Annotated in this window: 20 protein-coding genes; 10 read left to right on the forward strand and 10 right to left on the reverse strand. The window is 72.9% G+C overall.

What is annotated here, in order from left to right; translation table 11 throughout:
• Positions 1-13: 13 nt before the first annotated feature.
• Entirely contained in the window at positions 14-487 is a 474-nt protein-coding gene (locus LCH29_RS18340) for a roadblock/LC7 domain-containing protein (RefSeq protein ID WP_123106975.1), read from the reverse strand.
• The gene (locus LCH29_RS18345; protein ID WP_446462808.1) at positions 468-3,140 is read right to left on the reverse strand and encodes an ATP-binding protein; all 2,673 of its coding nucleotides are present in this window, start codon (positions 3,138-3,140) and stop codon (positions 468-470) included. Before LCH29_RS18345 ends, LCH29_RS18340 begins: the two co-directional genes overlap by 20 nt.
• A 331-nt stretch (positions 3,141-3,471) precedes the next feature.
• Here LCH29_RS18345 and LCH29_RS18350 point away from each other — a divergent pair, with 331 nt between their 5' ends.
• The gene (locus tag LCH29_RS18350; protein WP_446462809.1) at positions 3,472-4,608 is read left to right on the forward strand and encodes a substrate-binding domain-containing protein; all 1,137 of its coding nucleotides are present in this window, start codon (positions 3,472-3,474) and stop codon (positions 4,606-4,608) included.
• 1 nt (position 4,609) lies between these two features.
• Here LCH29_RS18350 and LCH29_RS18355 read toward each other — a convergent pair whose 3' ends face one another.
• Positions 4,610-5,752, reverse strand: a complete 1,143-nt coding sequence (locus LCH29_RS18355) for a hypothetical protein (protein ID WP_446462810.1) — start codon at positions 5,750-5,752, stop codon at positions 4,610-4,612.
• Positions 5,753-5,836: 84 nt separating this feature from the next.
• On the opposite strand from LCH29_RS18355, the gene LCH29_RS18360 reads away from it, so the two are divergent.
• The 4 genes from LCH29_RS18360 to LCH29_RS18375 all read left to right on the forward strand — a co-directional run bounded on the left by LCH29_RS18360 (position 5,837) and on the right by LCH29_RS18375 (position 8,963).
• Entirely contained in the window at positions 5,837-6,748 is a 912-nt protein-coding gene (locus LCH29_RS18360) for a phosphorothioated DNA-binding restriction endonuclease (protein ID WP_446462811.1), read from the forward strand.
• Positions 6,745-7,563 carry an endo alpha-1,4 polygalactosaminidase gene (locus LCH29_RS18365; protein WP_446462812.1) on the forward strand — a complete coding sequence of 273 codons (819 nt, stop codon included), beginning with the start codon at positions 6,745-6,747 and terminating at the stop codon, positions 7,561-7,563. The genes LCH29_RS18360 and LCH29_RS18365 overlap by 4 nt, the downstream gene beginning before the upstream one ends.
• A 136-nt stretch (positions 7,564-7,699) precedes the next feature.
• Positions 7,700-8,353 (forward strand): ATP-dependent Clp protease proteolytic subunit, encoded by a 654-nt coding sequence (locus tag LCH29_RS18370; protein WP_446462813.1) that lies wholly within the window; start codon positions 7,700-7,702, stop codon positions 8,351-8,353.
• Between the two features lie 4 nt (positions 8,354-8,357).
• Positions 8,358-8,963: a ClpP family protease gene (locus LCH29_RS18375; protein ID WP_446462814.1), complete on the forward strand. Its 606-nt coding sequence runs from the start codon at positions 8,358-8,360 to the stop codon at positions 8,961-8,963.
• A gap of 35 nt (positions 8,964-8,998) precedes the next feature.
• Here the strand turns inward: LCH29_RS18375 and LCH29_RS18380 are convergent, their stop codons facing one another.
• Positions 8,999-9,391, reverse strand: a complete 393-nt coding sequence (locus LCH29_RS18380) for a helix-turn-helix domain-containing protein (RefSeq protein ID WP_446462815.1) — start codon at positions 9,389-9,391, stop codon at positions 8,999-9,001.
• A 146-nt stretch (positions 9,392-9,537) separates the two neighbouring features.
• Between LCH29_RS18380 and LCH29_RS18385 the strand changes: the two genes are divergently transcribed.
• On the forward strand, positions 9,538-10,443 hold the full coding sequence (locus LCH29_RS18385; protein WP_446462816.1) for an alpha/beta fold hydrolase: 906 nt from the start codon (positions 9,538-9,540) through the stop codon (positions 10,441-10,443).
• Positions 10,444-10,516: 73 nt separating this feature from the next.
• The gene (locus LCH29_RS18390) at positions 10,517-12,406 is read left to right on the forward strand and encodes a gamma-glutamyltransferase family protein (RefSeq protein WP_446462817.1); all 1,890 of its coding nucleotides are present in this window, start codon (positions 10,517-10,519) and stop codon (positions 12,404-12,406) included.
• Positions 12,407-12,475: 69 nt separating this feature from the next.
• Here LCH29_RS18390 and LCH29_RS18395 read toward each other — a convergent pair whose 3' ends face one another.
• A complete protein-coding gene (locus LCH29_RS18395) occupies positions 12,476-12,988 on the reverse strand; it encodes a hypothetical protein (RefSeq protein WP_446462818.1) in 513 nt (170 codons plus the stop codon).
• A gap of 70 nt (positions 12,989-13,058) precedes the next feature.
• On the opposite strand from LCH29_RS18395, the gene LCH29_RS18400 reads away from it, so the two are divergent.
• Positions 13,059-14,549, forward strand: a complete 1,491-nt coding sequence (locus LCH29_RS18400; RefSeq protein ID WP_446462819.1) for a helix-turn-helix domain-containing protein — start codon at positions 13,059-13,061, stop codon at positions 14,547-14,549.
• 327 nt (positions 14,550-14,876) lie between these two features.
• On the opposite strand, the gene LCH29_RS18405 is transcribed toward LCH29_RS18400, so the two are convergent.
• The 5 genes from LCH29_RS18405 to LCH29_RS18425 all read right to left on the reverse strand — a co-directional run bounded on the left by LCH29_RS18405 (position 14,877) and on the right by LCH29_RS18425 (position 19,979).
• On the reverse strand, positions 14,877-15,272 hold the full coding sequence (locus tag LCH29_RS18405) for a type II toxin-antitoxin system VapC family toxin (RefSeq protein ID WP_446462820.1): 396 nt from the start codon (positions 15,270-15,272) through the stop codon (positions 14,877-14,879).
• The gene (locus LCH29_RS18410) at positions 15,269-15,547 is read right to left on the reverse strand and encodes a hypothetical protein (RefSeq protein WP_446462821.1); all 279 of its coding nucleotides are present in this window, start codon (positions 15,545-15,547) and stop codon (positions 15,269-15,271) included. Before LCH29_RS18410 ends, LCH29_RS18405 begins: the two co-directional genes overlap by 4 nt.
• Positions 15,548-15,627: 80 nt before the next feature.
• A complete protein-coding gene (mfd, locus tag LCH29_RS18415) occupies positions 15,628-19,212 on the reverse strand; it encodes a transcription-repair coupling factor (protein WP_446462822.1) in 3,585 nt (1,194 codons plus the stop codon).
• Between the two features lie 151 nt (positions 19,213-19,363).
• Complete coding sequence (locus tag LCH29_RS18420) at positions 19,364-19,642, reverse strand: hypothetical protein (RefSeq protein WP_446462823.1); 279 nt, start codon at positions 19,640-19,642, stop codon at positions 19,364-19,366.
• Entirely contained in the window at positions 19,620-19,979 is a 360-nt protein-coding gene (locus LCH29_RS18425; RefSeq protein WP_123107740.1) for a hypothetical protein, read from the reverse strand. Before LCH29_RS18425 ends, LCH29_RS18420 begins: the two co-directional genes overlap by 23 nt.
• Positions 19,980-20,121: 142 nt before the next feature.
• On the opposite strand from LCH29_RS18425, the gene gvpO reads away from it, so the two are divergent.
• Both gvpO and gvpJ read left to right on the forward strand, forming a co-directional pair.
• Positions 20,122-20,445: a gas vesicle protein GvpO gene (gene gvpO, locus LCH29_RS18430; protein ID WP_446462824.1), complete on the forward strand. Its 324-nt coding sequence runs from the start codon at positions 20,122-20,124 to the stop codon at positions 20,443-20,445.
• Positions 20,446-20,472: 27 nt separating this feature from the next.
• Positions 20,473-20,940, forward strand: a complete 468-nt coding sequence (gene gvpJ / locus LCH29_RS18435; protein WP_446462825.1) for a gas vesicle protein GvpJ — start codon at positions 20,473-20,475, stop codon at positions 20,938-20,940.
• Position 20,941 lies beyond the last annotated feature (1 nt).

Consider the following 20,941-nt stretch of genomic DNA (forward strand, 5'->3'; position numbering starts at 1 on the left):
ATGTGCGCACGCGTCAGATGATGGGGGTGGCGGCGTTCTTCTTCAGCTCCAGTACGAGCTGGGGAGTGAGCGCGGCTCCGGCCCGGTTGGCGAAGAGGGTCATCTCGTACGCGATGTTGCCCAGCTTCGCCTCCTTCGTCGTCACCACGCCGAGGACGGCGCCGCAGCCGATGGCCGACACCAGCACATGGCCGCCCTCCAGGTCGATGATGACCTTGTTGAGGCCGCCCAGGCCGTAGTTGCCGGAGGCACCGGCGGCGAGGCTCGTGACGCCGGAGACGATCGCGGCGAGCCGCTCGGAGTCGGCCTGTTCGCGCAGCTCGGACGCGGCGATCAGCAGGCCGTCGGACGACACGGCGATGGCGTCGACGACACCGGCGGTGTGGGTGGCGAACCGGTCGAGCAGCCAGGTGAAGTCGGCCGCGGCTGCTCGCAGATCGGTGGGTTCCTGCCCAGCGGGACTGCTCTTACCTGTCGGCGTGGTCACTGCCCGACTCCTTCCGGGGTTGCTGATGCGGCAATGGCGTGGGTTCGGGGTCGGTCGGGGTGGTGGCACTGTCCTGCTGTGCCCTGCGTACGGCGGCCTCGAACTCGTCGAGTTCCGACCGGACGGCATCGGCGTCGGCGGGCGCGCGGACGGCCGCGATGCCCCGGTCGGCCGAGGGGGTGGTCTTGTCGAGCGTCGCGCCCCGTACCCGCCGCCGCAGCGGACGGGACGTGGGCTCGCCGGACGACTTCTCCCCGGTGGGGGACGGCGTCTGCTCGGTGGACGGTTCCCGCTCGGCAGGGTCCGGGGTGGCCTCCGCGCCCTTGCGGTTCGGGATGCGCCGGGGCAGGCCGCCGGGCTGCGCGGGTGCCGCCTGGCGGGACTCCGGCGCGCGGGCGGGCGTCCGTACGGGCAGCGGCGTGGCACCGGTGGACGCGGGCGCGGAATCAGCGGAACCAGCAGAACCCGCCGAAGCAGCAGAACCCTCAGCACCAGCAGAACCCGCGGAGCCCGCGGAATCGACGGGCTCGCGTCCGGACGGCGTCCGCGCCAGCTCCGTGACCACCGGGGACGGCGCGGCCGCCGCGTCCCCGGCGTTCACCGCCATCAGCAGCGCGTCGGGGATCCACACGGTGGCGGTGACGCCACCGCCGGGCGTACGGCTCAGGGTGACCCGGATGCCCCAGCGCCGGGCGAGGCTGCCGACGACGAAGAGGCCCAGCACCTTGGTGGGGACGAGGTCGAGCCGTTCGCGGCGGATGAGCCGGGCGTTCTCCTCTTCGAGGCGTTCGGCGCCCATACCGAGGCCGTGGTCGATGACCTCGATCAGCGCGCCGCCGTCCGTGGTGATGTCGGTGCCGGGCCGGACGACGACCTCGACGGGGGTCTCGGACGGGGAGAACGCGACGGCGTTCTCCAGCAGTTCGGCGACCATCAGCGTCAGGTCGCCGATGATGTCGGGCGCGACCGTGACCTCGGTTTCGGAGCGCAGGGAGACCCGCTGGAAGCCCTCGATGCGGCCGAGGCTCGCCCGGATGACGTTGGCGAGGGCGGTCGGCTGGGCGTCCAGCTCGGCCTCGCGGATACCGGCGAGCAGCATCAGGCTGTCGGCGTTGCGCTGGAGGCGTACGGCGATGTGGTCGATGCGGTAGAGCCGCTCCAGCACATCGGGAGCGTGGTCCTCGCGTTCGACGGCGTCGATCAGGGTGAGCTGGCGGGTGGTGAGGTTGCTGACCCGGCGTCCGACGTTGCCGAACATCTCACCGACGTTGCGGCGGCTGAGCACCTGCCGTTCCAGCAGCGCCGCGGCGGTGACCTGCACCTGGTTGAACGCCTCGGCCAGGTCGCCGATCTCGTCGCGCACGGGGACGGGGATGGGCCGCGGCCGCAGCGGGGTGCTGTCGGCGGACTCGTCGTCCTCGTCCTCGACGCGGGCGAGTTCCTCGCCCGCCACCTCGACGACCTGGTGGGCGGCGCCGGTCAGGGCCGCCAGGGGGCGTACGACCGAGCGCCGGACCAGGAAGGAGAAGCCGAGCCAGGCGGCGAAGCCGACGATGGCGAGGCCGAGCAGGGCCACCGCCTTGCGCAGGGCGTCCCCGGAGAGGCTGTCGGCGCGGGCGGCGATCTGGTGGGTCAGCGTGCGGGTGATGTCGAGGCGGGCGGCGGCCTGCCCGGTGCCCGCGTCGATCGCCTTGCGCAGCGACTGTGGCGACTGGCCCTGGAGGGAGCCCGGGTCGATCTGGAGCTCCGCGAACTTGGCGTCGAAGCCGTACTCCTCGGCGCTGCGCTCGATGCCCTCCAGGCGCAGGACCTGGTCCCGCCCGGCAATTCTGCTGAAACGATCCGTCTGTTCCTCGTAGATCCGGTGGGCACCGGCCGCGCGGGTGTACTCGGTGAGGGCGTTGGCGTCCCGGGTCTGGGCCGAGAACACGCTGCTCTCGAACGCCGCGTGGGCGGCGTCGGCGCGCAGCACCGTGTCGAGCAGTTCGACCGCCGATGACGACGAGGAGCCGGAGAAGCGGTCGAGCCCGAGGCCGTCGATGAGGTAGCCGACCGCGTTGGCGTACGCGGGGTCGATACCGGCGGCGGGCACCGAGCCCCGCTCGACCTTGTCCCGCAGCACGCCGAGGCCGCCGACGTAGTCGAGGGCCCGGCCCTCCTCCTTCGCCAGCCCCGAGCCGAAGGACGAACGCACCTCGGTGGCCTGCTCGTCGGTGGCCCGCTGCATCCGGCGGTAGTCGACGGTCGACGGCAGGTCCGCCCCGGGCCGGGCCGACTCCTGCTCCACCGCCAGCAGCAGCGCCTGCTGGTGCTCGGCCTGGATGTCGTTGATCAGCTGGGTGACCTGCTCGCTGTCGCGCACCAGTTGCGCGGTCCGGCCGGCGTCCAGGGCCTGCTGCACCTGGCCGTACGCGCCGACGCCCAGCAGCACGCCGACGACCACGACGGGCACGACCACCAGGACGTTGAGCTTCCGCCGGAACGGCCACCGGTCGAGGACGGCTTCCGCTCGCGGCAGGGCGTCCGCCCTCCGGACGCCCGCGCTCCGGGCGTCTGCTCTCCGGGCGTCTGCCTTCCGGCGGAACCGGGGCTCCCGCGGGGCGCGCCCGGACGGGTCCGGTTCGCGTGGCGGGTCCTCTGTGTCCACAGACACCCGGGCCTCCTTCGATGTGCTCCTGAGCGGTGACCGAGGTGTCGTTGTTGCCGACCGCCGACGACCGGGGAGCGTGACGCGAGCGACGTCCGCGCCCCATGCGAGCGACTAGTTTGCGCCACACGTCCAACCGGCCGTGAACACTACCGCGTGTGCGCACGCACGCAAGACATCCACCGGCAACGGTTACCGAAGATCCACGCTTGTCAGGTTTAGGCCACCGGCTCGTCGCTTCTCCCTTGCCCCCGGGGGCTGCCCCGCGGGGCAGCGCCACCCGTAACCTGTCTCCTCGCACCACCGGCCCGAACCTCAGTGCCCCGCGAGGAGACCCGTGCACGCCACCCGCAAGTCGGTCCTGACAGCCGCCGCGCTCCTGGCCGTGGCCACCACCGGCTGCGAGCCCGGATCCGGCACCGCCGCGACACAACCCCACCCCGCCAAGCCCGGCTGCCCCGCCACCCTCGCCAAGGCCAAGCGGGCGGTCGCGAAGGCCGAGGACGTGGACACCCCGTGGAAGGGCCCCACGACCGGACCGAAGGCCCTTCATGGGAAGAGCATCGTCTTCATCCCCCACACCATCACCAACCCCGGGCCCGCCGGAGTCGCCCAGGGCGTCCAGGAGGCCGCCAAGCTCCTCGGCTGGAAGGCACGCACCATCAACGGCCAGGGCACGGCGAGCGGCATCAGGTCCGCGTTCAAGGAGGCCATCGACCTCAAGCCGGACGGCATCGTCATCGGCGGCTTCGACCCCGCAACCGTCGCGGACGAGGCCGAGAAGGCCAGGGCCGCGGGCATTCAGCTGATCGGCTGGCACGCCGCCCCCGCCCCCGGCCCAAGCAAGAAGCCCGAACTCTTCACCAACATCACCTCCAAGGTCGAGGACGTCGCGAAGATCAGCGCCGACTGGATGATCGCCCGGTCGGACGGCCACGCGGGAGTCGTCCTGTTCACCGACGCCACGGTGCCGTTCGCGAAGCGGAAGTCGGACCTGATCAAGAAGCAACTTGCCACCTGCTCCGACGTCAAGCTGCTGAGCTACCAGAACATCCCGATACCCGACGTCAACCGCCGCGCCATCGGGGCGGTCCGCTCGCTGCTCTCCCGCTACGGCGACAAGTGGACCTACTCCGCCGCCATCAACGACCTGTACTTCGAGCACACCGCCCCCGCCCTGCGCGCCGCGGGCAAGGACGGCGCGGGCGCCCCGTACACCATCGGTGCCGGTGACGGCGACCCGTCGGCCTTCGAGCGCATCAACACCAAGCAGCACCAGGCCGCCACCGTGCCCGAGCCGCTGTCCGAGCAGGGCTGGCAGATCGTCGACGAGTTCAACCGCGCCTTCGCGGGCAGGCCCGCCAGCGGGTACGTCGCCCCCGTGCACATCACCACCGCCGCCAACAGCGGCGGCGCCCTGTCGTGGGACTCCGAGGGCTACCGGCAGGCGTACCGGCAGATCTGGGGCGAGTAACTCAGCCGGAGGCTTCGCCGGGGAACCGGTTCCAGGTGCGGCCGCCGTCCTGTGACCGCCACAGCCCCTCGCCGTCGACGTGGTCATAGCTGGGGGCATCGGCGTCGGCGATGCCGTAGAGGGTGTTCCCGAGTGTGAAGACCGAGGTGAGGTCGGCGGGCTCCTTGATCTTGTGGAAAGAGCGGTTGGCCGGGGTGTCGGCGACCAAGGGGGTCGCGTCGTCGCCCTGGACGAGGACACGGCCGTCGTCGAGCACCTGCACCTCGATCTCGCTGAGGCCCTTCGTGAATTCGTCCAGCGGCAGCCGCTCCGAATTCCGCAGGGTCCGCCAGCTCTTCCCGTCGTCCGTCGTCACGAAGAGCCCGGTGAAGAGGGTGTCGTCCATGCCGATGGGCTTCTCCAGGGGCACGGCGGCGGTGCCGCCACGGGCGGCGATGTCCTTCCCCAAGAGCCGGTCCGGGAGGTCCCGGGACCGCTCGGGGCGGCCGTCCTCCCGGCGCGTCACCCGGTACGGCTCGGACCAGTCCGGCTGCCGGACTCCCCAGGCGACACCCCGCTCGTCGAGGTCGGTAAAGGTGAGGCCCCGGGTCGAAGGCACACCCGCCGCGGGCGCCACGGTGTGGGTCGAGCTGCGGAGCAGCTTCTTCCCGCCGCCGAGCAGCACATCGCCGCGCCCGAAGGCGAGGGGCTTCTTCGACGACCGTACGGGGTGCCGCTTGCCCCGTACGTCGAGGAAGAACCCGTCCTTGACGGAGGGGAGGAAGACGAAGCCGTCCGGCACCGCGTAGAAGGGGCCCGGGTCCTCGAACTCGCCCTCCACCAGGTCCATGTGTTCCGCGTGCTCGGCGATGACGTCGCCGTCCGGCCCGTACAGCCGCCAGGCGTTGGCGGCGGGGCCCTCGTCGTCCTCCACGTAGGTGGCGTTGTAGCGCAGCAGCATCGATCCGTCATCGCTGCGCAGTGCTTCGTACGGGGCTCCGGCGATGTCGATGACGTCCTGGGCGCGCGGCGTCCCGTCCTCGATGACCTTGTTGTACCTGGCCTTGCGGTCGGCGGCGGTCTGCACCCCGCAGGAGACCAGCGACGGTGTCAGGAGCGAGGCGAGAACGAGTGCGGCCGCGGGGGCCGTTCGGCGGAGCATCATGGGAAGACCGTTTCGGGCGACTGCTGTTGGATGGATGATCCTCACATGCCGCCGCTGTCGTCGCTCCGTCATACAGTCCGTGGCATGGACTGGATCGAGCGCGTCGGCAATCTGCGGCAGTGGACCAGCAACGGGGTGCGCGCACCGCACAAGCCACTGCTGATGCTGTACGCCCTGGGCCGGTTCCAGCACGGGCCCGACCGGGCGCTCCGCTACTCCGACGTCGAGCGTGACCTGAAGGAGCTGCTGCGGGAGTACGGGCCGCCCCGCGACACCTCGCCCTCGTACCCCTTCCACCACCTGACCAACGACGGGGTGTGGGAGGTGCGCACGGCCGACGGCGGCTCCAGCCCCGGTTCGGGGGTGGGGGCGTTGCGGGCCAGTGGCGCGGAGGGGCGGCTGGTGCCGGGGCTGCGGTCCGCGCTGTCCGCGGAGCCGGAGCTGCTGGGGCGGCTGGCGCACGTCCTCCTGGACACCCACTTCCCGCCCTCCCTCCACACCGACATCGCCGCCGCGGTCGGGCTCGACCTGGAGTCGGCGGACGGTGCGGCGGTGACGACGGTGACCGCACGCGACCGGCGGCGCGCGGCCGAGCTGCGGCGGCAGGTGCTGGTCGCCTACGAATACCGGTGCGCGTTCTGCGGATTCGACGGGGCGATCGGCCGGGCACCGGTGGGTCTGGAGGCCGCGCACGTGCGGTGGTGGGCCTTCCGCGGCGCGGACGACCTCGCCAACGCGCTGTGCCTGTGCTCCCTGCACCACAAGCTGTTCGACCGGGGGGTGCTGGGCCTGGACGGCAGGCGGCGCATCATCGTCTCCCAGGAGTTCGTGGGCCGTGGCCGTGCGGCCCGGTCCCAGGTGCTCGACCTGGTGGACCGTTCGCTCCTCGGGCCGCAGCACGGCAGCGACCCGGTCGCGGCGGAGAACGTCGCGTGGCATAAGGAGCAGGTGTTCCGGGGCAAGCCCCGGGAGGCGCAGGTGGCGCGGGAGGCATGAGCATGGTCCACTCCCCCGCCGCGCGCACGCGGCCCGCGATCATCGGCGCGTTGGCCCTGGCCGTCCTGGCGCTGTCCGGCTGCGGCACCACCACGACGAACGAGCCGAAGGTGAAGCTGCCGCCGGTGGGCGCCGCCTGGGACTATCAGATCGGGGGCGCGTACGAACCGCTCAAGGGCGTCGAGATCGTGAGCCGTGACCGTGCGGACGATCCGGCGCCGGGCCTGTACAACATCTGTTACGTCAACGCCTTTCAGACCCAGCCGGACGAGAAGTGGCCGTCCCGGCTGCTGCTGCACGACGAGAAGGGCGAGGTGGTCGAAGACCCCGAGTGGGACGGGGAGTCGGTGCTCGACATCACCACGGCCGCGAAGCGCGAGGAGGCGGCGGAGAGGGTCGGGGCGTGGTTCAAGAGTTGCGCCGACAAGGGCTTCGACGCCGTCGAGCCCGACAACCTCGACACCTTCACCCGCTGGCCCGACCTGCTGACCGCGGACCAGGCCACCGCGTATGTGTCCCTGCTGGCGAAGCGCGCCCACGCCCTGGGGCTCGCGATCGCGCAGAAGAACACCGGGCCGCTCGCCCCGCGCCGCGCGACGACCGGGCTGGACTTCGCGGTGGTCGAGGAGTGCGGCCGATACGACGAGTGCGGGGCGTTCGCGAAGCCGTTCAAGGACCGGGTGGTCGTGGTCGAGTACGAGGACAAGGGGATGGCGAAGGCGTGCGACGGCTTCGGCGACCGGCTGTCCGTCGTACGCCGCGACCTGGACGTCTCCACCCCGGACGACGACGGGTACGTCCGCGAGGTCTGCTGACGGCTGCCGACCTCTGCCGGCCTCTGCTGACGGCACATCTGCCGCGGGCAGAGAAAGCTGTCCCGGCGGCCGGTGCGGGCCGACAGTGAAGTGACCGCGGCGAAGTCCGCCGCGGATCACCACCTTGGGAGGCCCGATGCGAGCACCCCTCACCGGCTGGGACCCAGCCCTGAGCCCGCGCGCCGACGAGGGCGATACGCCGCCCTCACGCTTCGACGACCACCTCGCCGCGCAACTCCTCACCCAGCGGATCGTCTTCCTCGGCACCCAGGTCGACGAGGTCTCCGCGAACCGGGTCTGCGCCCAGCTGCTCCTGCTGTCGGCGGAGGATCCCCGTACCGACATCAGCCTCTACATCAACAGCCCCGGCGGCGCGGTGACGGCCGGGCTGGCGATCTACGACACGATGCGGCTGATCCCCAACGACGTCGCGACCCTCGCCATGGGGTTCGCGGCCAGCATGGGGCAGTTCCTGCTCACGGTCGGCGCGGCGGGCAAGCGGTACGCGCTGCCCAACGCGCGGATCATGATGCACCAGCCGTCGGCCGGGATCGGCGGGACGACCGCCGACATCGCGATCCAGGCCGAGAACCTGGAGTTCACCAAGAAGGCCATCGAGCGCATCACCGCCGAGCACACCGGCCAGACCCAGGAGACGATCTCCCGCGACGGCGACCGGGACCGGTGGTTCACGCCCGAACAGGCGAAGGAGTACGGGATGGTCGACCGCATCGTGGAGTCGCTGGGCGATGTGCGGCCGGGCGGTTCGCGACGACGGATGGGGATCTGAGGACATGGGCCAGTACACGATCCCGACCGTGGTCGAGCGCACCACGCAGGGCGAGCGCGCGTACGACATCTACAGCCGGCTGCTGTCGGAGCGGATCATCTTCCTGGGCACGGAGATCGACGACGGCGTCGCCAACGTCGTCATCGCGCAGCTGCTCCACCTGGAGTCGGCCGGGCCGGAGCAGGAGATCGCGATCTACCTGAACTCGCCGGGCGGCTCGTACACCTCGCTCATGGCGATCTACGACACGATGACCTTCGTGACCGCCCCGATCTCGACGTTCTGCGTCGGCCAGGCCGCCTCGACCGCGGCCGTACTGCTGGCCGGGGGCGACCCCGGGCGGCGCTTCGTCCTCGAACACTCCCGGGTCCTGCTGGGCCAGCCCGCCACCGGCGGGGCGCGCGGCACGGTGTCCGACCTCAGCCTCCAGGCCAAGGAGATGCTGCGCATCCGCGCCCAGGTCGAGGAGGTGCTGTCCCGCCACACCCCGCACGACGTGGCGAAGCTGCGCGCGGACATGGACCGCGACAAGGTGTTCACGGCCGAGGAGGCGGTGGCGTACGGGCTGGCCGACGAGGTGCTGTCGAGGCGCCTGGTCCGCGCCGCCTGACCCTGGGGGTCCTCGGGCGACGAGCGGTACGGGCCTCAGGCCGCGAGCCGCAGCCGGGCCTCGCCCTGATGTGAGTTCAGCCGCGCCTGCGGGGCGGCGGCGCCGGTCCTGCCCGGCCGCGCCCCCGCCCCCGTCAGCCGGATGATCTCGACCTGGGCCAGCGCGAGCAGATCGGCCAGTCCCAGACCGAGCGCGCGGGCGGCGGCCGCGAGGACTTCCGACGACGCCTCCTTGCGGCCCCGCTCCAGCTCGGAGAGGTACGGCATCGAGATCCGCGCCGCGTCGGCGACGTCCTTCAGCGTGCGCTGCTGCGCCAGCCGCTCCCGCCGCAGCACGTCCCCGACGACGTCCCGCCAGAGTGGCTCCTTGGCCGCGGGGACGGGGCGCAGGGGGATGACACGGGCTGAGTTGGGCACGTGGCTGCTCATCCCCTCAGCGTAGAAGCGTCCCGCCCACCCGTCAGCCAAGACCGCTCTGCCTGCGGCGAAATAGCCCTTGACAGCGCGCGTCGCGTGACGAGACGATACGTCTCGTTCCATTGCTCGTCCGTTCGTCCGCGTCGAGAGGACCACGCATGCACACCACGCCCATGCACACCGCGCACAGAGACACCGCCGATGTCGAGGCCGCCCCCGGCGTCCGGCTCTGGACCGAGCAGCGGGGGGCCGCGGATGCTCCGGCGCTGCTGCTGGTCATGGGGGCGCAGGCCGCCGGGCTGGGGTGGCCGGAGCCGTTGGTGGACGCGTTGGCCGAGCACCATCGGGTCATCCGCTACGACCACCGCGACACCGGCCGTTCCACCTGGTCCTACGAGCAGGACCCCTACCGGATCGCCGATCTGGCCGGGGACGTGGTCGCGGTGCTGGACGGGCTGGGGGTCGAGCGGGCGCATCTCGTCGGGATGTCGCTCGGCGGCATCCTCACCCAGCTCGTCCTCGCCGACCATCCCGAGCGGGTGCTGAGCGCCACGCTGCTGGGCACCGCCGCGTGCAGCACCGCCCCGTACGTCGCGCCCGACGGGACCCGGGTCCCCGTCGAGGAGCTGCCCGGGGTGGATCCGCGGATCCTGGAGGAGTGGGCGCGGCCGGTGGAGGATCACGGGCTGGAGGCCGAGCTGGACCGGCGGGTCCGGCACTGGAAGCTGCTGAACGGCGACCACATCCCCTTCGACGCGGACTGGTTCCGGGAGCTGGAGCGCCGGATCATCGAGCACACCGGGCGCTACGACACCTCGGGCGCGCACGCCCGCGCCGATCAGTCCGGGCTGGTACGCACCGACGCCCTGGCCGCGAACGAGGTGCCCACCCTCGTCGTCGCGCCCACCGGGGAGCCGGTGTTCCCGCTGCCGCATCCGCAGCATCTGGCCCAGGTCATCGGCGGGGCCCGGCTCGTGGAGATCCCCGGCATGGGGCACGCCCTGCCCCGCCAGGTGCTCGGCCCGCTGGCGGAGGCGATCCTGGGGCACACGGTCAGGGCATGAACGCACCGTGGACCGGTCCGCGGGTGGTGCGCGATGCTGGGCCGCACCTCGGCCGCCACCCTCAGGGAGCTGCATGTTCACCACCCGGCCCACCCTCCAGGGCACGTACGGCATGGTGTCGTCCACCCACTGGCTGGCCTCGCAGTCCGCCATGGCCGTCCTGGAGGACGGCGGCAACGCGTTCGACGCGGCCGTCGCCGCCGGGTTCGTCCTGCACGTCGTCGAGCCGCACCTCAACGGGCCCGCCGGGGAGGTGCCGGTGATCCTCGCCCCGGCGGGGTCCCCGCCCACCGTGCTGTGCGGGCAGGGCCCGGCGCCCGCCGGGGCCACCATCGACCACTACACCGGGCTCGGGCTCGACCTGGTGCCCGGCACGGGCCCGTTGGCCGCGGCCGTCCCCGGCGCCTTCGACGCCTGGATGCTGCTGCTGCGCGACCACGGAACGCGGCGGCTCGCCGAGGTGCTGCGGTACGCGATCGGGTACGCCGAGCACGGCCACCCCGCGGTGGAGCGGGTCGGCGAGACGGTCGAGACCGTGCGGGAGCTGTTCGAGACGGAGTGGACGACGTCCGCCGAGCTGTATCTGCCGGGCGGGCGGTCGCCCGTCCCCGGGCGGCTGCTCACCAACCCCGCGCTGGCCGCCACCTGGCGGCGGCTCATCGCCGAGGCGGAGGCGGCAGGGCCGGGGCGGGAGGCGCAGATCGACGCGGCCCGCCGAGTGTGGCGCGAGGGCTTCGTCGCCGAGGAGCTGGCCGCCGCGGCGGCCCGGCCCGCCATGGACTCCTCCGGGGAACGCCACGCGGGCACGCTCACCGGCGACGACCTCGCCGGATTCGAGGCCACGTACGAGGACCCCGTCCGGTACACGTGGAACGGCTGGACCGTGTGCAAGGCCGGGCCGTGGAGCCAGGGGCCGGTCTTCCTCCAGCAACTCGCCCTGCTGCCGGACGGGCTGGGCGCGGGGGAGCTGGGCACGCCCGACTACCTGCACACCCTCATCGAGGGCAGCAAGCTGGCCATGGCCGACCGGGAGGCGTGGTACGGGGACGCGGGCGCGGACGTACCGCTCGCCGACCTGCTCTCCCGCCCGTACAACGACGCACGGCGCGCGCTGGTGGGCGAGCACGCCTCGTACGCCCTGCGCCCGGGGCACCCCGGCGGCCGCGACCCCCGGCTGGGCGAGCAGGCGCTGGCCGCCATCGCCCGGTCGGCGGCCGGAATCGCCGGACCGGCCGCCGCGCCCGGCAGCGGCGAGCCGACCGTCGGCGGGGGCCCGGCCGTCGGCAGGGAGCCGACCGTCGGCGGCGCGCCGACCGTGGGCGGCGAACCGGCTGTCAGCGCGGACGGCGCCACCCGGGGCGACACCTGCCACCTCGACGTCGTCGACCGCTGGGGCAACATGGTCGCCGCCACCCCCAGCGGCGGCTGGCTCCAGTCCAACCCCGTCGTCCCCGCGCTCGGCTTCCCGCTCGGCACCCGGCTCCAGATGGCCTGGCTGGACCCCGGCCTGCCGAACTCCCTGACCCCCGGCCGCCGCCCGCGCACCACCCTCACCCCGTCGCTCGCGCTGCACGGCGACACCCCGGTCCTCGCGTTCGGCACACCGGGCGGCGACCAGCAGGACCAGTGGAGCCTGCACTTCTTCCTCCACGTCGCCCTGCGCGGCGACGCGGCCGTACGCTCCGGGCTCGACCTCCAGGGCGCCATCGACGCCCCCAACTGGCACCAGGAGAGCTTCCCCGGCTCCTTCCACCCCCGCGCGATGACGGCGGGCCGGGTCGTCGTGGAGTCGCGGATCGGCGAGCCCGCGGTGGCGGAACTGCGGCGCCGCGGCCACGACGTGGTGGTGGGCGCGCCCTGGTCGGAGGGCCGCCTGTGCGCGGTGGCGCGCGACCCGGAGACGGGCGTCCTGCTGGCCGGGGCCAACCCCCGAGGCGCCCAGGGCTACGCGGTGGGCCGCTGAGTCGTACGCCCGGGGGCCGGGGCAGGCTTGGGCCGCACATAATGGAGCCCCGCAGCCCGGGCCAGGCCCTCAGTCCGTGAGGCCCAGGTCCTCGCGCATGATGCGCCGCATCTCCGACAGCCGTGGCTCGGCGTCCTTCAGTTCGAGCAGCGCGACCGCGGAGGTCTCGCCCTCCCGGGGGAGGCCGCGGTCGATGCGCTTGGCCATCGCGTCGATCCCGGCGAGGACCGTGTTCAGGTCGCGGGAGGCGGCGAGGACGCGTTCGGGGACGATCATCTGGGCCTCGGCGTACTGGTCCCGGTAGTCGCGCCGGGCCTCCTCCAGCCGGGCGCGGTCGTCGTCGGTGTAGACGTCGTCCCGGATGCGGTGCAGCGCGTCCTTGAGGAGGGTGTGGAACTGCCGGGAGGCGCGGTTCATGGCGGTGTAGGCGGCGCGGCGCTCCTCGTAACGGCGGCGGCGGTCCTCGGTGCGGACCTCCTCCGCCCGCTGACGCGCCGTCAACCGCTGGTGCAGCAGGGGCGCGAAGAGCGTGCCGAGGACACCGACGACGGCAGTGATCATGGCGGCTATGACGGCGGACATCCCGCCGACGATAACGGCCGCCGAAAGGGGCCTCACCAGCACCGGACCGGAGGAACTATGGTGCGGTTCCATGGCAGCTTCGCCCTCCGGCGCCCGAGCGGAACGCGCCGACGACGTGCTCGCCCTCGCCCGGCTCGCCGCCCGGCGCGGGGCGGTTCGGGCCATGCTCGACTGGCTCACCCGGCGCGCCGGGGGCCCTGCCATGCTCATCGGGACCGACGGCTCCGTGCTGGCCACCGCGGACGACCCGCCGCCCGCCGCGTCGCTGCGGCGGCTCGCCGCCGAGGCGGCCGTCGCGCTGCACCGCCGCGGCGCCCCGTCCGGGGTGCTGGGCGGGGGCGAGGCGCGCCCCGTCCACCTGGTCTCGCTCGGGTCCGGGGAGACCCGCGACCCGGCGCCGTATCTGGCGGTCGTCGCGCCCTCCGCGCCGCGCTGCGGGGTGCTGCTCGCCGACGCGTCCCGCATCCTCGCCCTGAGCTGGCGGGCGGAGGAGGCCGAACGGGGGCGTCGCCGCGTCGAGTCGGCCGAGGCGCACAGCCGGGAGGCGGTGCTGCACCTGCTCATGGTCGGCAGCCTGCCCGCGGCGCAGCGGATCGCCGCCGCGCTGCGCCCGGCGCTGCCCGCCGTCCTCCAGGTCTATGTGATCGAGTGCCCGGTCGACCGGCGGCGCGAGATCGCGGCCCGGATCAACGCATCGGTGCGCGACCGGGCCTGGGTGGTGCCGTGTCCGGTGCGCCCCAACCACCTCATCTCGCTGGTCCCGACCCAGGGGGAGCCGGTCGCGCCGGACGGCGAGCCGCTGGACCGGCTGATCACCCGGCAGGAGACGGAGTGCCGGGTCGGGGTGAGCGCGGAGATCGCGCTGCGGGACACCCCGGTCGGCTACGAGCAGGCGTTCCACGCGCTGGCGGTGGCCCGTAACGCACCCGAGCGGTCGGCCGGTTTCGGCGGGCACAGCGATGTGACGGTGCTGTCGAGCCCGGAGGGGCACTCCTGGGCGAGCGACCTGCTGGCGCCGTGCCTGGAATACGCGCCGACCCGCCGCGCCGACCCCGGCCCGGCGGAGCTGATCGGCACCCTCGGCTCCTGGCTCAGCTTCGGCAGCGCGGCCCGCCGCCACCTGAAGATCCACCGCAATACGCTGGCCGCGCGGGTGCGCCACATCGACGGTCTGCTCGGCGTGGACGTCAGCCACAGCCTGGCCGCCCAGTCGGCTGTCTGGCTCGCGCTGCGGCTGCACCAGGCGCCCCGCGGCACGGCCCCGGCCGGGCACCCCGCCACCCTCGACGGGGTGCTGTCCGCGCCCACCGCCGCGGTCTGGGCGCGGGCCCAGCTGCGGCCGCTGGAGCAGGCGAAGCTGACGGCCGGTCCCGAGACCGTACGGGCCTGGCTGCGCGCCGACGCCCGGCTGCCCGCGGCCGCCTCCGCCCTCGGGATCTCGCTGCCCGGGGCCCGTAAGCGGCTGACCAAGGCCGAGGACGCGCTGGGGCGTTCGCTGCTGAGCGCGCCGAGCGCGAAGTACGAACTGTGGCTGGCGATGCGGGCGTTGGGCGACCTCTGAGCCGACCGCCCGCAGATCACCGTTCGAACGGCAACCGCGCGGCACGGTCACTGTGCACTTCGTTCCTCGCCGCCCCGGCCGCCCGCGCCTACTGTCCTGAGTGAGCCCGGCGGGCCGCTCCGCTCCCCAACACCCACCCCGCCGCTCTCCCTCAGGGCCGTGCCCACGGACTTGCCCTTCCGCCCGCACGGCTCCGCGATCCGGCCCGGCCCGGCCGAGCCACCCATGCTGCGGCCTCCTCGGCCGTCCACCGATCCGGGGACGGACGCCGCGCGACCACGGGGGTGTCGCGTGGCGTCCGGCCCTGTTCCCTCGTGGTCCGGCCCCTCAGCCGATCACCTCGATCACGCAGCGCGCCACGGTGCAGCGGCTCAGCCGGGCGTCGCCGGTGACCAGCGGCGCCCGGTACGCCTCGGCGGCGGCGATGTAGGCGGCGTCGTAGCCCGAGACATTGCCGCGCAGCTCCCACATCCGTATCAGCAGCGGCTGGATGCCGATCGCCTCGATCGACGCTCCCGTCAGGGCCGCCACGGCGTCCTCGGCACGATCCTGGCTGATCTTCCCGCCGAGGAGCCTGCCGCGTACGGCGTGGAAGGTCTCCACGACGAGATGGCCGGGCGCGGCCCAGTGCGGGTCCTGGGCGAGACGTGCGCGGGCCGCCTTCCCGGCGGCCCCGTCTCCCGTGAGCGCCTCGGTGAGCACGCTCGCGTCCACGATGATCACGCAGTCGCCCCCGGCCCGTCCGGCGGGAGACCGAGTCCGGCATCACGCGCGTCCCGCTCCGCATCCCGCTCGCGCACGGTCTCCGCCATGGTGCTCGCGGCACCGTCGTCGCGGTCCTCGAACCGCTGGAGCAGCGCGACGTTGCCCGCCCGTTCCGCCTCGTTCTTGACCAGTTCCAGGAGATATCCCTGGAGCGACTGGCCGAGCTGGCGTGCCCGGTCGGCCAGTATGTCGCGCACCTCGTCCGGTACGTCCCGAATCTGCAGAGCCACCATGCATGCATTTTCCATGCACGGTGGCTCCACCGGCAAGCCGGTTCCCCGGAAACGCGCCCGTTACGGCCCGGGGCTCGCCGTCAAGACCCCAGGATCGTCGTCAGGAACTCGCCCGTCCACGCCAGCAGTTCCCGCCCGACCAGCGGCTTTCCGCCGATGCGGGCGGTCGCCGGGCGGGGCACCAGGACCTGCTGGGTGGCGGGCTTGATGATCGCGCGCTGGTAGAGCCGCTTGAGGCGGAGTTCCTGCGACTCGCGCAGCTCTACCGGCCCGAAGCGGATGTTGGAGCCCTGGAGGGTGATGTCGCCGACGCCGCAGGAACGGGCCAGCAGCCGCAGCCCCGCGACCAGGAGCAGGTTCTCCACCGGCTCGGGCAGCGGGCCGTAGCGGTCGGTCAGCTCCTCGCGGACGGCGCGGATGTCGTCCTCGCCGTTGGCCGAGGCGATGGCGCGGTACGCCTGGAGGCGCAGCCGCTCGCCCGGCGCGTAGTCGTGCGGGACGTGCGCGTCGACCGGAAGCTCGATCTTGACCTCCAGCGGCGCTTCCTCCTCCTCGGCGCCCTCGATCGCCGCCCGGTAGTCGGCGACGGCCTCGCCGACCATCCGTACGTACAGGTCGAAGCCGACGCCCGCGATGTGCCCGGACTGCTCACCGCCGAGCAGATTGCCCGCGCCGCGGATCTCCAGGTCCTTCATCGCCACGTACATGCCGGCGCCCATCTCGGTGTGCTGGGCGATGGTGGCCAGCCGCTCGTGGGCGGTCTCGGTGAGCGGCTTCTCCGGCGGGTAGAGGAAGTACGCGTATCCGCGCTCGCGGCCCCGCCCGACCCGGCCGCGCAGCTGGTGCAGCTGGGAGAGGCCGAAGTTGTCGCCGCGCTCCACGATGAGGGTGTTGGCGTTGGAGATGTCGATGCCGGACTCCACGATCGTCGTGGAGACCAGGACGTCGAACTTCTTCTCCCAGAAGTCGACCACGACCTGCTCCAGGGCGCCCTCGGACATCTGCCCGTGGGCGGTGGCGATGCGCGCCTCGGGGACGATCTCGCGGAGCCGGGCCGCGGCCCGGTCGATGGACTCGACCCGGTTGTGGATGTAGAAGACCTGGCCCTCGCGCAGCAGCTCACGGCGGATGGCCGCGCCGATCTGCTTCTGCTCGTACGGCCCGACGAAGGTCAGCACCGGGTGGCGCTCCTCCGGCGGGGTGGTGATCGTGGACATCTCGCGGATGCCGGTGACCGCCATCTCCAGGGTGCGCGGGATGGGGGTGGCGGACATGGTCAGCACGTCCACGTTGGCCCGGAGCTTCTTCAGCTGCTCCTTGTGCTCCACGCCGAAGCGCTGCTCCTCGTCCACGATGACCAGGCCCAGGTTCTTGAACGTGGTCTCGGATGAGAACAGCCGGTGGGTGCCGATGACGACGTCCACCGAGCCGTCCCCCAGGCCCTCCAGGACGGCCTTCGCCTCGGTGTCCGTCTGGAACCGGGACAGCGCCTTGACCACGACCGGGAACTGCCCGTACCGCTCGGTGAAGGTGCCCATGTGCTGCTGGACGAGGAGCGTCGTCGGCACCAGGACGGCGACCTGCTTGCCGTCCTGGACCGCCTTGAAGGCGGCGCGCACCGCGATCTCGGTCTTGCCGTAGCCGACGTCGCCGCAGATCAGCCGGTCCATCGGGACCGACTTCTCCATGTCCTCCTTGACCTCGCCGATGGTGGTGAGCTGGTCGGGGGTCTCCGCGTACGGGAACGCGTCCTCCAGCTCGCGCTGCCAGGGCGTATCGGCGCCGAAGGCGTGGCCGGGGGCGGCCATCCGCGCCGAGTACAGCTTGATCAGGTCGGCCGCGATCTCCTTGACGGCCTTCTTGGCGCGCGCCTTGGTCTTCGTCCAGTCGGCGCCGCCGAGCCGGTGCAGCGTGGGGGCCTCGCCGCCCACGTACTTGGTGATCTGCTCCAGCTGGTCGGTCGGGATGTAGAGCCGGTCGCCGGGCTGGCCGCGCTTGGCCGGGGCGTACTCGACCACCAGATACTCGCGGGTCGCGCCCTGCACGGTGCGCTGCACCATCTCGATGTAGCGGCCCACGCCGTGCTGCTCGTGGACGATGAAGTCGCCCGCCTCCAGGGTGAGCGGGTCGATCGTCTTGCGGCGGCGCGCGGGCATCCGCGCGCCCTCCTTGCCCGCCGCCTTCTGCCCGGACAGATCCGTCTCGGTGAGGACGGCCAGCTTCAGCCCGGGGTCCACGAAGCCGAAGTCGATGGAACCGCACGCCACGTGCACCACGGACGGCTTGATCTCGCCGAGGTCCGCGTCGAGCCGCGCCGCGATCCCCTCGCCGCTCAGCACCTCGACGGTGCGGGAGGCCGGGCCGTGGCCCTCGGTCACGTACACCGCGCGCCAGCCGTCGGCGAGCCAGCCCTTGGTGTCCGCCAGCGCGCGGGCGGTGTCGCCGCGGTACGACTCGGGGGCGTGCATGCCGAGCGTGAGGGTGTCCTGGTCCAGCTCGGCGTCGGCCGCGAAGGGGCTCACCGACCACCACATCATGCCCAGCTCGCGCGCCCGGTCCCGGACGTCCGCCAGCCCCCACAGCGAGGCCGCGCCCACGTCGATCGGCGCCTCGCCGCCCGCCCGTCGCCCGCCACCACCCTCAACCGAGCGGGCTTCGCCCGCGCGCCACGATCCCGCGGTGGCCGCCCACGACGCCTGGAGGAACTCCTGCGACGTGGCCACGAGATCCGCCGCCCGGGTCCGCACCCGCTCCGGGTCGCACACCACCGTCATGCTGCCCGCGGGCAGCACGTCCAGCAGCAGCTCCATGTCGTCGACGAGCACCGGGGCCAGGGACTCCATGCCCTCGACCGCGATCCCCTCGGCGATCTTGCCCAGCAGCTCGCCCAGCTCCGGGTGCTCCTCGGCGAGCGCCGCGGCCCGCTCCCGTACGTCGTCGGTCAGCAGCAGCTCACGGCAGGGCGGGGCCCACAGCCCGTGCTCGGCGACCTCCAGGGACCGCTGGTCCGCGACCTTGAAGTAACGGATCTCCTCGACGTCGTCGCCCCAGAACTCGACCCGCAGCGGATGCTCCTCCGTCGGCGGGAAGACATCCAGGATGCCGCCGCGCACGGCGAACTCGCCGCGCTTCTCGACCAGCTCCACCCGGGAGTACGCGGCGGCCGCGAGCCCGTCCACGACCTCCGGCAGATCGGCGCTCCGCCCGGCCCGCAGACTCACCGGCTCCAGCTCGCCGAGCCCCTTGACCTGCGGCTGCAACACCGAACGCACCGGCGCCACCACCACCGACACCGGCCCCGCGGCCGGGTCGTCGGGGCTCGGATGCGCGAGCCGGCGCAGCACGGCGAGCCGGCGGCCCACCGTGTCCGACCGCGGCGAGAGCCGCTCGTGCGGCAGCGTCTCCCACGACGGGTACTCCACCACCCCGTCCGGCGGCAGCAGCGACCGCAGCGCGGCCGCCAGATCCTCGGCCTCCCGGCCGGTGGCGGTCACCGCGAGCACGGGCCGCCCGGCGGAGCGCGCCAGCGCGGCGACGGCGAAGGGCCGGGCGGCGGGCGGGCCGACCAGATCCACATGGGGGCGGTTTCCGTCGGCGGCGCCGCGCACCGCCTCGGCGAGCGCGGGGTCCCGTACGACGGCGTCGAGCAGACCGGTGAGGCTCATAAAGGGCTATTCCATCCCGGAGACGGACAACGCGAATCACCCGACACGTCACACGGGCCGGGGGTCTTCCAGAGTACGGCCCCGCGCGGACATCCTCCGCCGGGTGCGGTTTGTCCGGTCATACGGGGACGGGTGCGGACCGATGGAGCGATCACAACGGCCAGGGGGTCACCTGGCCGATGTACAAGCGCTCCTGTCGCACAACGGTCAGGTACTGGAACATCCCGCCGGACAGAACCTCCTCCTGCACACCGGGTGACTGTCCCTGATAGGCGGAGCCGTCCAAGTAGAGCGCCGCCGCCGCACGGACCAGCTCGTCCGCGCGCGCTTCAACCTGCGCGATGAAGGCGAGGTTCGGCGATTCGCCGATGACATGGTGAGCGTCTGGGTTGTATTCCCAGCCCCAGTCACCCGTGGCCGATCTGCGCACGCGCAGCCTGCATGATCTCCCGGATCTCATCCATGGCGGCCTGCCACTTCGGATCCTCCTTGTCGAGCGTCTGGGCGGCGTGCTCGGCGGCATGCAGACGCCGGGCCACCTCGGGAAACCGCTCGATCTCGATCACCGTGGCCCACTTGACCTGGAACATGGCGATCGGCCCGAAGCTGTTGGACTGCGTGGCCATGGTGAACACCGTGTCCCGCTCGGAGGTCATCTCCGCCAGGCGGGAGGGCGCTACCTGCGCCAGAGCGGCGCGCAGTGCCGGGAAGGTCTTCTCGGGTCTGGGGATCAGCGCTCCGCCATCGTGGACCGGCTGCGTGGTCATGTGTCCTCTGCCTCCAAGGGTGCCCGGCTCACCGTACGACAAGCGAGAGTGCCGCGGGGACCGGACGCATGAGAACGACGTTGCCCACGTCCGGCCCATCTCCGCGCGCGGTCCGGCACGCCCTGTGAACAGACTGATGCACATGGCAGAGCGAGAGCGGCGCGCGTCCGGCGCCGGAACCAGCCGGGGGACGCGGGAGCGGGAGCGCGAGCCCGGGCCCGAGCAGGCGGCCGGGCACGCCTGCGACCGGCTCGCCGCGCTGATCACCCACCCCACCGAGGGTGTCTCCGCGGTGCGCCGGACCGAGGACGGCTGGCGGGTGAGCGTGGACGTGCTGGAGGTCGCCCGCATCCCCGACACGACGAGCCTGCTGGCCACGTACGAGGTGGACATCGACGAGCGGGGCGAGCTGCGCGAGTACCGGAGGGTCCGCCGCTACCGGCGCGGTGCGGCCGACGACTGCTGAGACATCGTTGAAAGGACCGCCCCGGCCATGGCACCCACCACCTACACCGAAGAGGTCGTCTGCGTTCCGCGGGCGGGCACCCTGTACGACGTCATGGAGCTGATCCTCGACCGCGGCATGGTGATCGACGTGTTCGTCAGGGTCTCCCTGGTCGGCATCGAGATCCTGAAGATCGACGCCCGGGTCGTGGTCGCGAGCGTGGACACGTATCTCCGCTTCGCCGAGGCCTGCAACCGCGTGGACCTCGAACAGGACCGCACCAGCCGCACCGTGCCCGAGCTGTTCGGCGGGGGCGGCGGCACCGGGGCGGGGGCGGTGGCCCAGGGCCTCGGCAAGCGGAAGGCCAAGAAGGCGGTCGGCGCCGTGGAGGAGAAGGTCAAGCGGGCCGTCGGGGGCGACGACGAGGACGACGAGCCCGAGCCGGAGCCCCGCCCCCGGCGCCGCACCGGCGGCACCGCGCCCGCCCGCACCCGCCGCCGCTCCGAGGAGGACTGAC

The organism is Streptomyces sp. BRA346 (genome assembly GCF_052851135.1).

Coding starts and splice junctions, on each gene's coding strand:
- LCH29_RS18395 (WP_446462818.1), bottom strand. CDS start 12,988: ATGTCCGCCGTCATAGCCGCCATGATCACTGCCGTCGTCGGTGTCCTC.
- LCH29_RS18400 (WP_446462819.1), top strand. CDS start 13,059: ATGGCAGCTTCGCCCTCCGGCGCCCGAGCGGAACGCGCCGACGACGTG.
- LCH29_RS18410 (WP_446462821.1), bottom strand. CDS start 15,547: ATGGTGGCTCTGCAGATTCGGGACGTACCGGACGAGGTGCGCGACATA.
- LCH29_RS18425 (WP_123107740.1), bottom strand. CDS start 19,979: ATGACCACGCAGCCGGTCCACGATGGCGGAGCGCTGATCCCCAGACCC.
- LCH29_RS18390 (WP_446462817.1), top strand. CDS start 10,517: ATGTTCACCACCCGGCCCACCCTCCAGGGCACGTACGGCATGGTGTCG.
- mfd (WP_446462822.1), bottom strand. CDS start 19,212: ATGAGCCTCACCGGTCTGCTCGACGCCGTCGTACGGGACCCCGCGCTC.
- LCH29_RS18355 (WP_446462810.1), bottom strand. CDS start 5,752: ATGATGCTCCGCCGAACGGCCCCCGCGGCCGCACTCGTTCTCGCCTCG.
- LCH29_RS18360 (WP_446462811.1), top strand. CDS start 5,837: ATGGACTGGATCGAGCGCGTCGGCAATCTGCGGCAGTGGACCAGCAAC.
- LCH29_RS18380 (WP_446462815.1), bottom strand. CDS start 9,391: ATGAGCAGCCACGTGCCCAACTCAGCCCGTGTCATCCCCCTGCGCCCC.
- LCH29_RS18365 (WP_446462812.1), top strand. CDS start 6,745: ATGAGCATGGTCCACTCCCCCGCCGCGCGCACGCGGCCCGCGATCATC.
- LCH29_RS18385 (WP_446462816.1), top strand. CDS start 9,538: ATGCACACCACGCCCATGCACACCGCGCACAGAGACACCGCCGATGTC.
- gvpO (WP_446462824.1), top strand. CDS start 20,122: ATGGCAGAGCGAGAGCGGCGCGCGTCCGGCGCCGGAACCAGCCGGGGG.
- LCH29_RS18375 (WP_446462814.1), top strand. CDS start 8,358: ATGGGCCAGTACACGATCCCGACCGTGGTCGAGCGCACCACGCAGGGC.
- LCH29_RS18370 (WP_446462813.1), top strand. CDS start 7,700: ATGCGAGCACCCCTCACCGGCTGGGACCCAGCCCTGAGCCCGCGCGCC.
- gvpJ (WP_446462825.1), top strand. CDS start 20,473: ATGGCACCCACCACCTACACCGAAGAGGTCGTCTGCGTTCCGCGGGCG.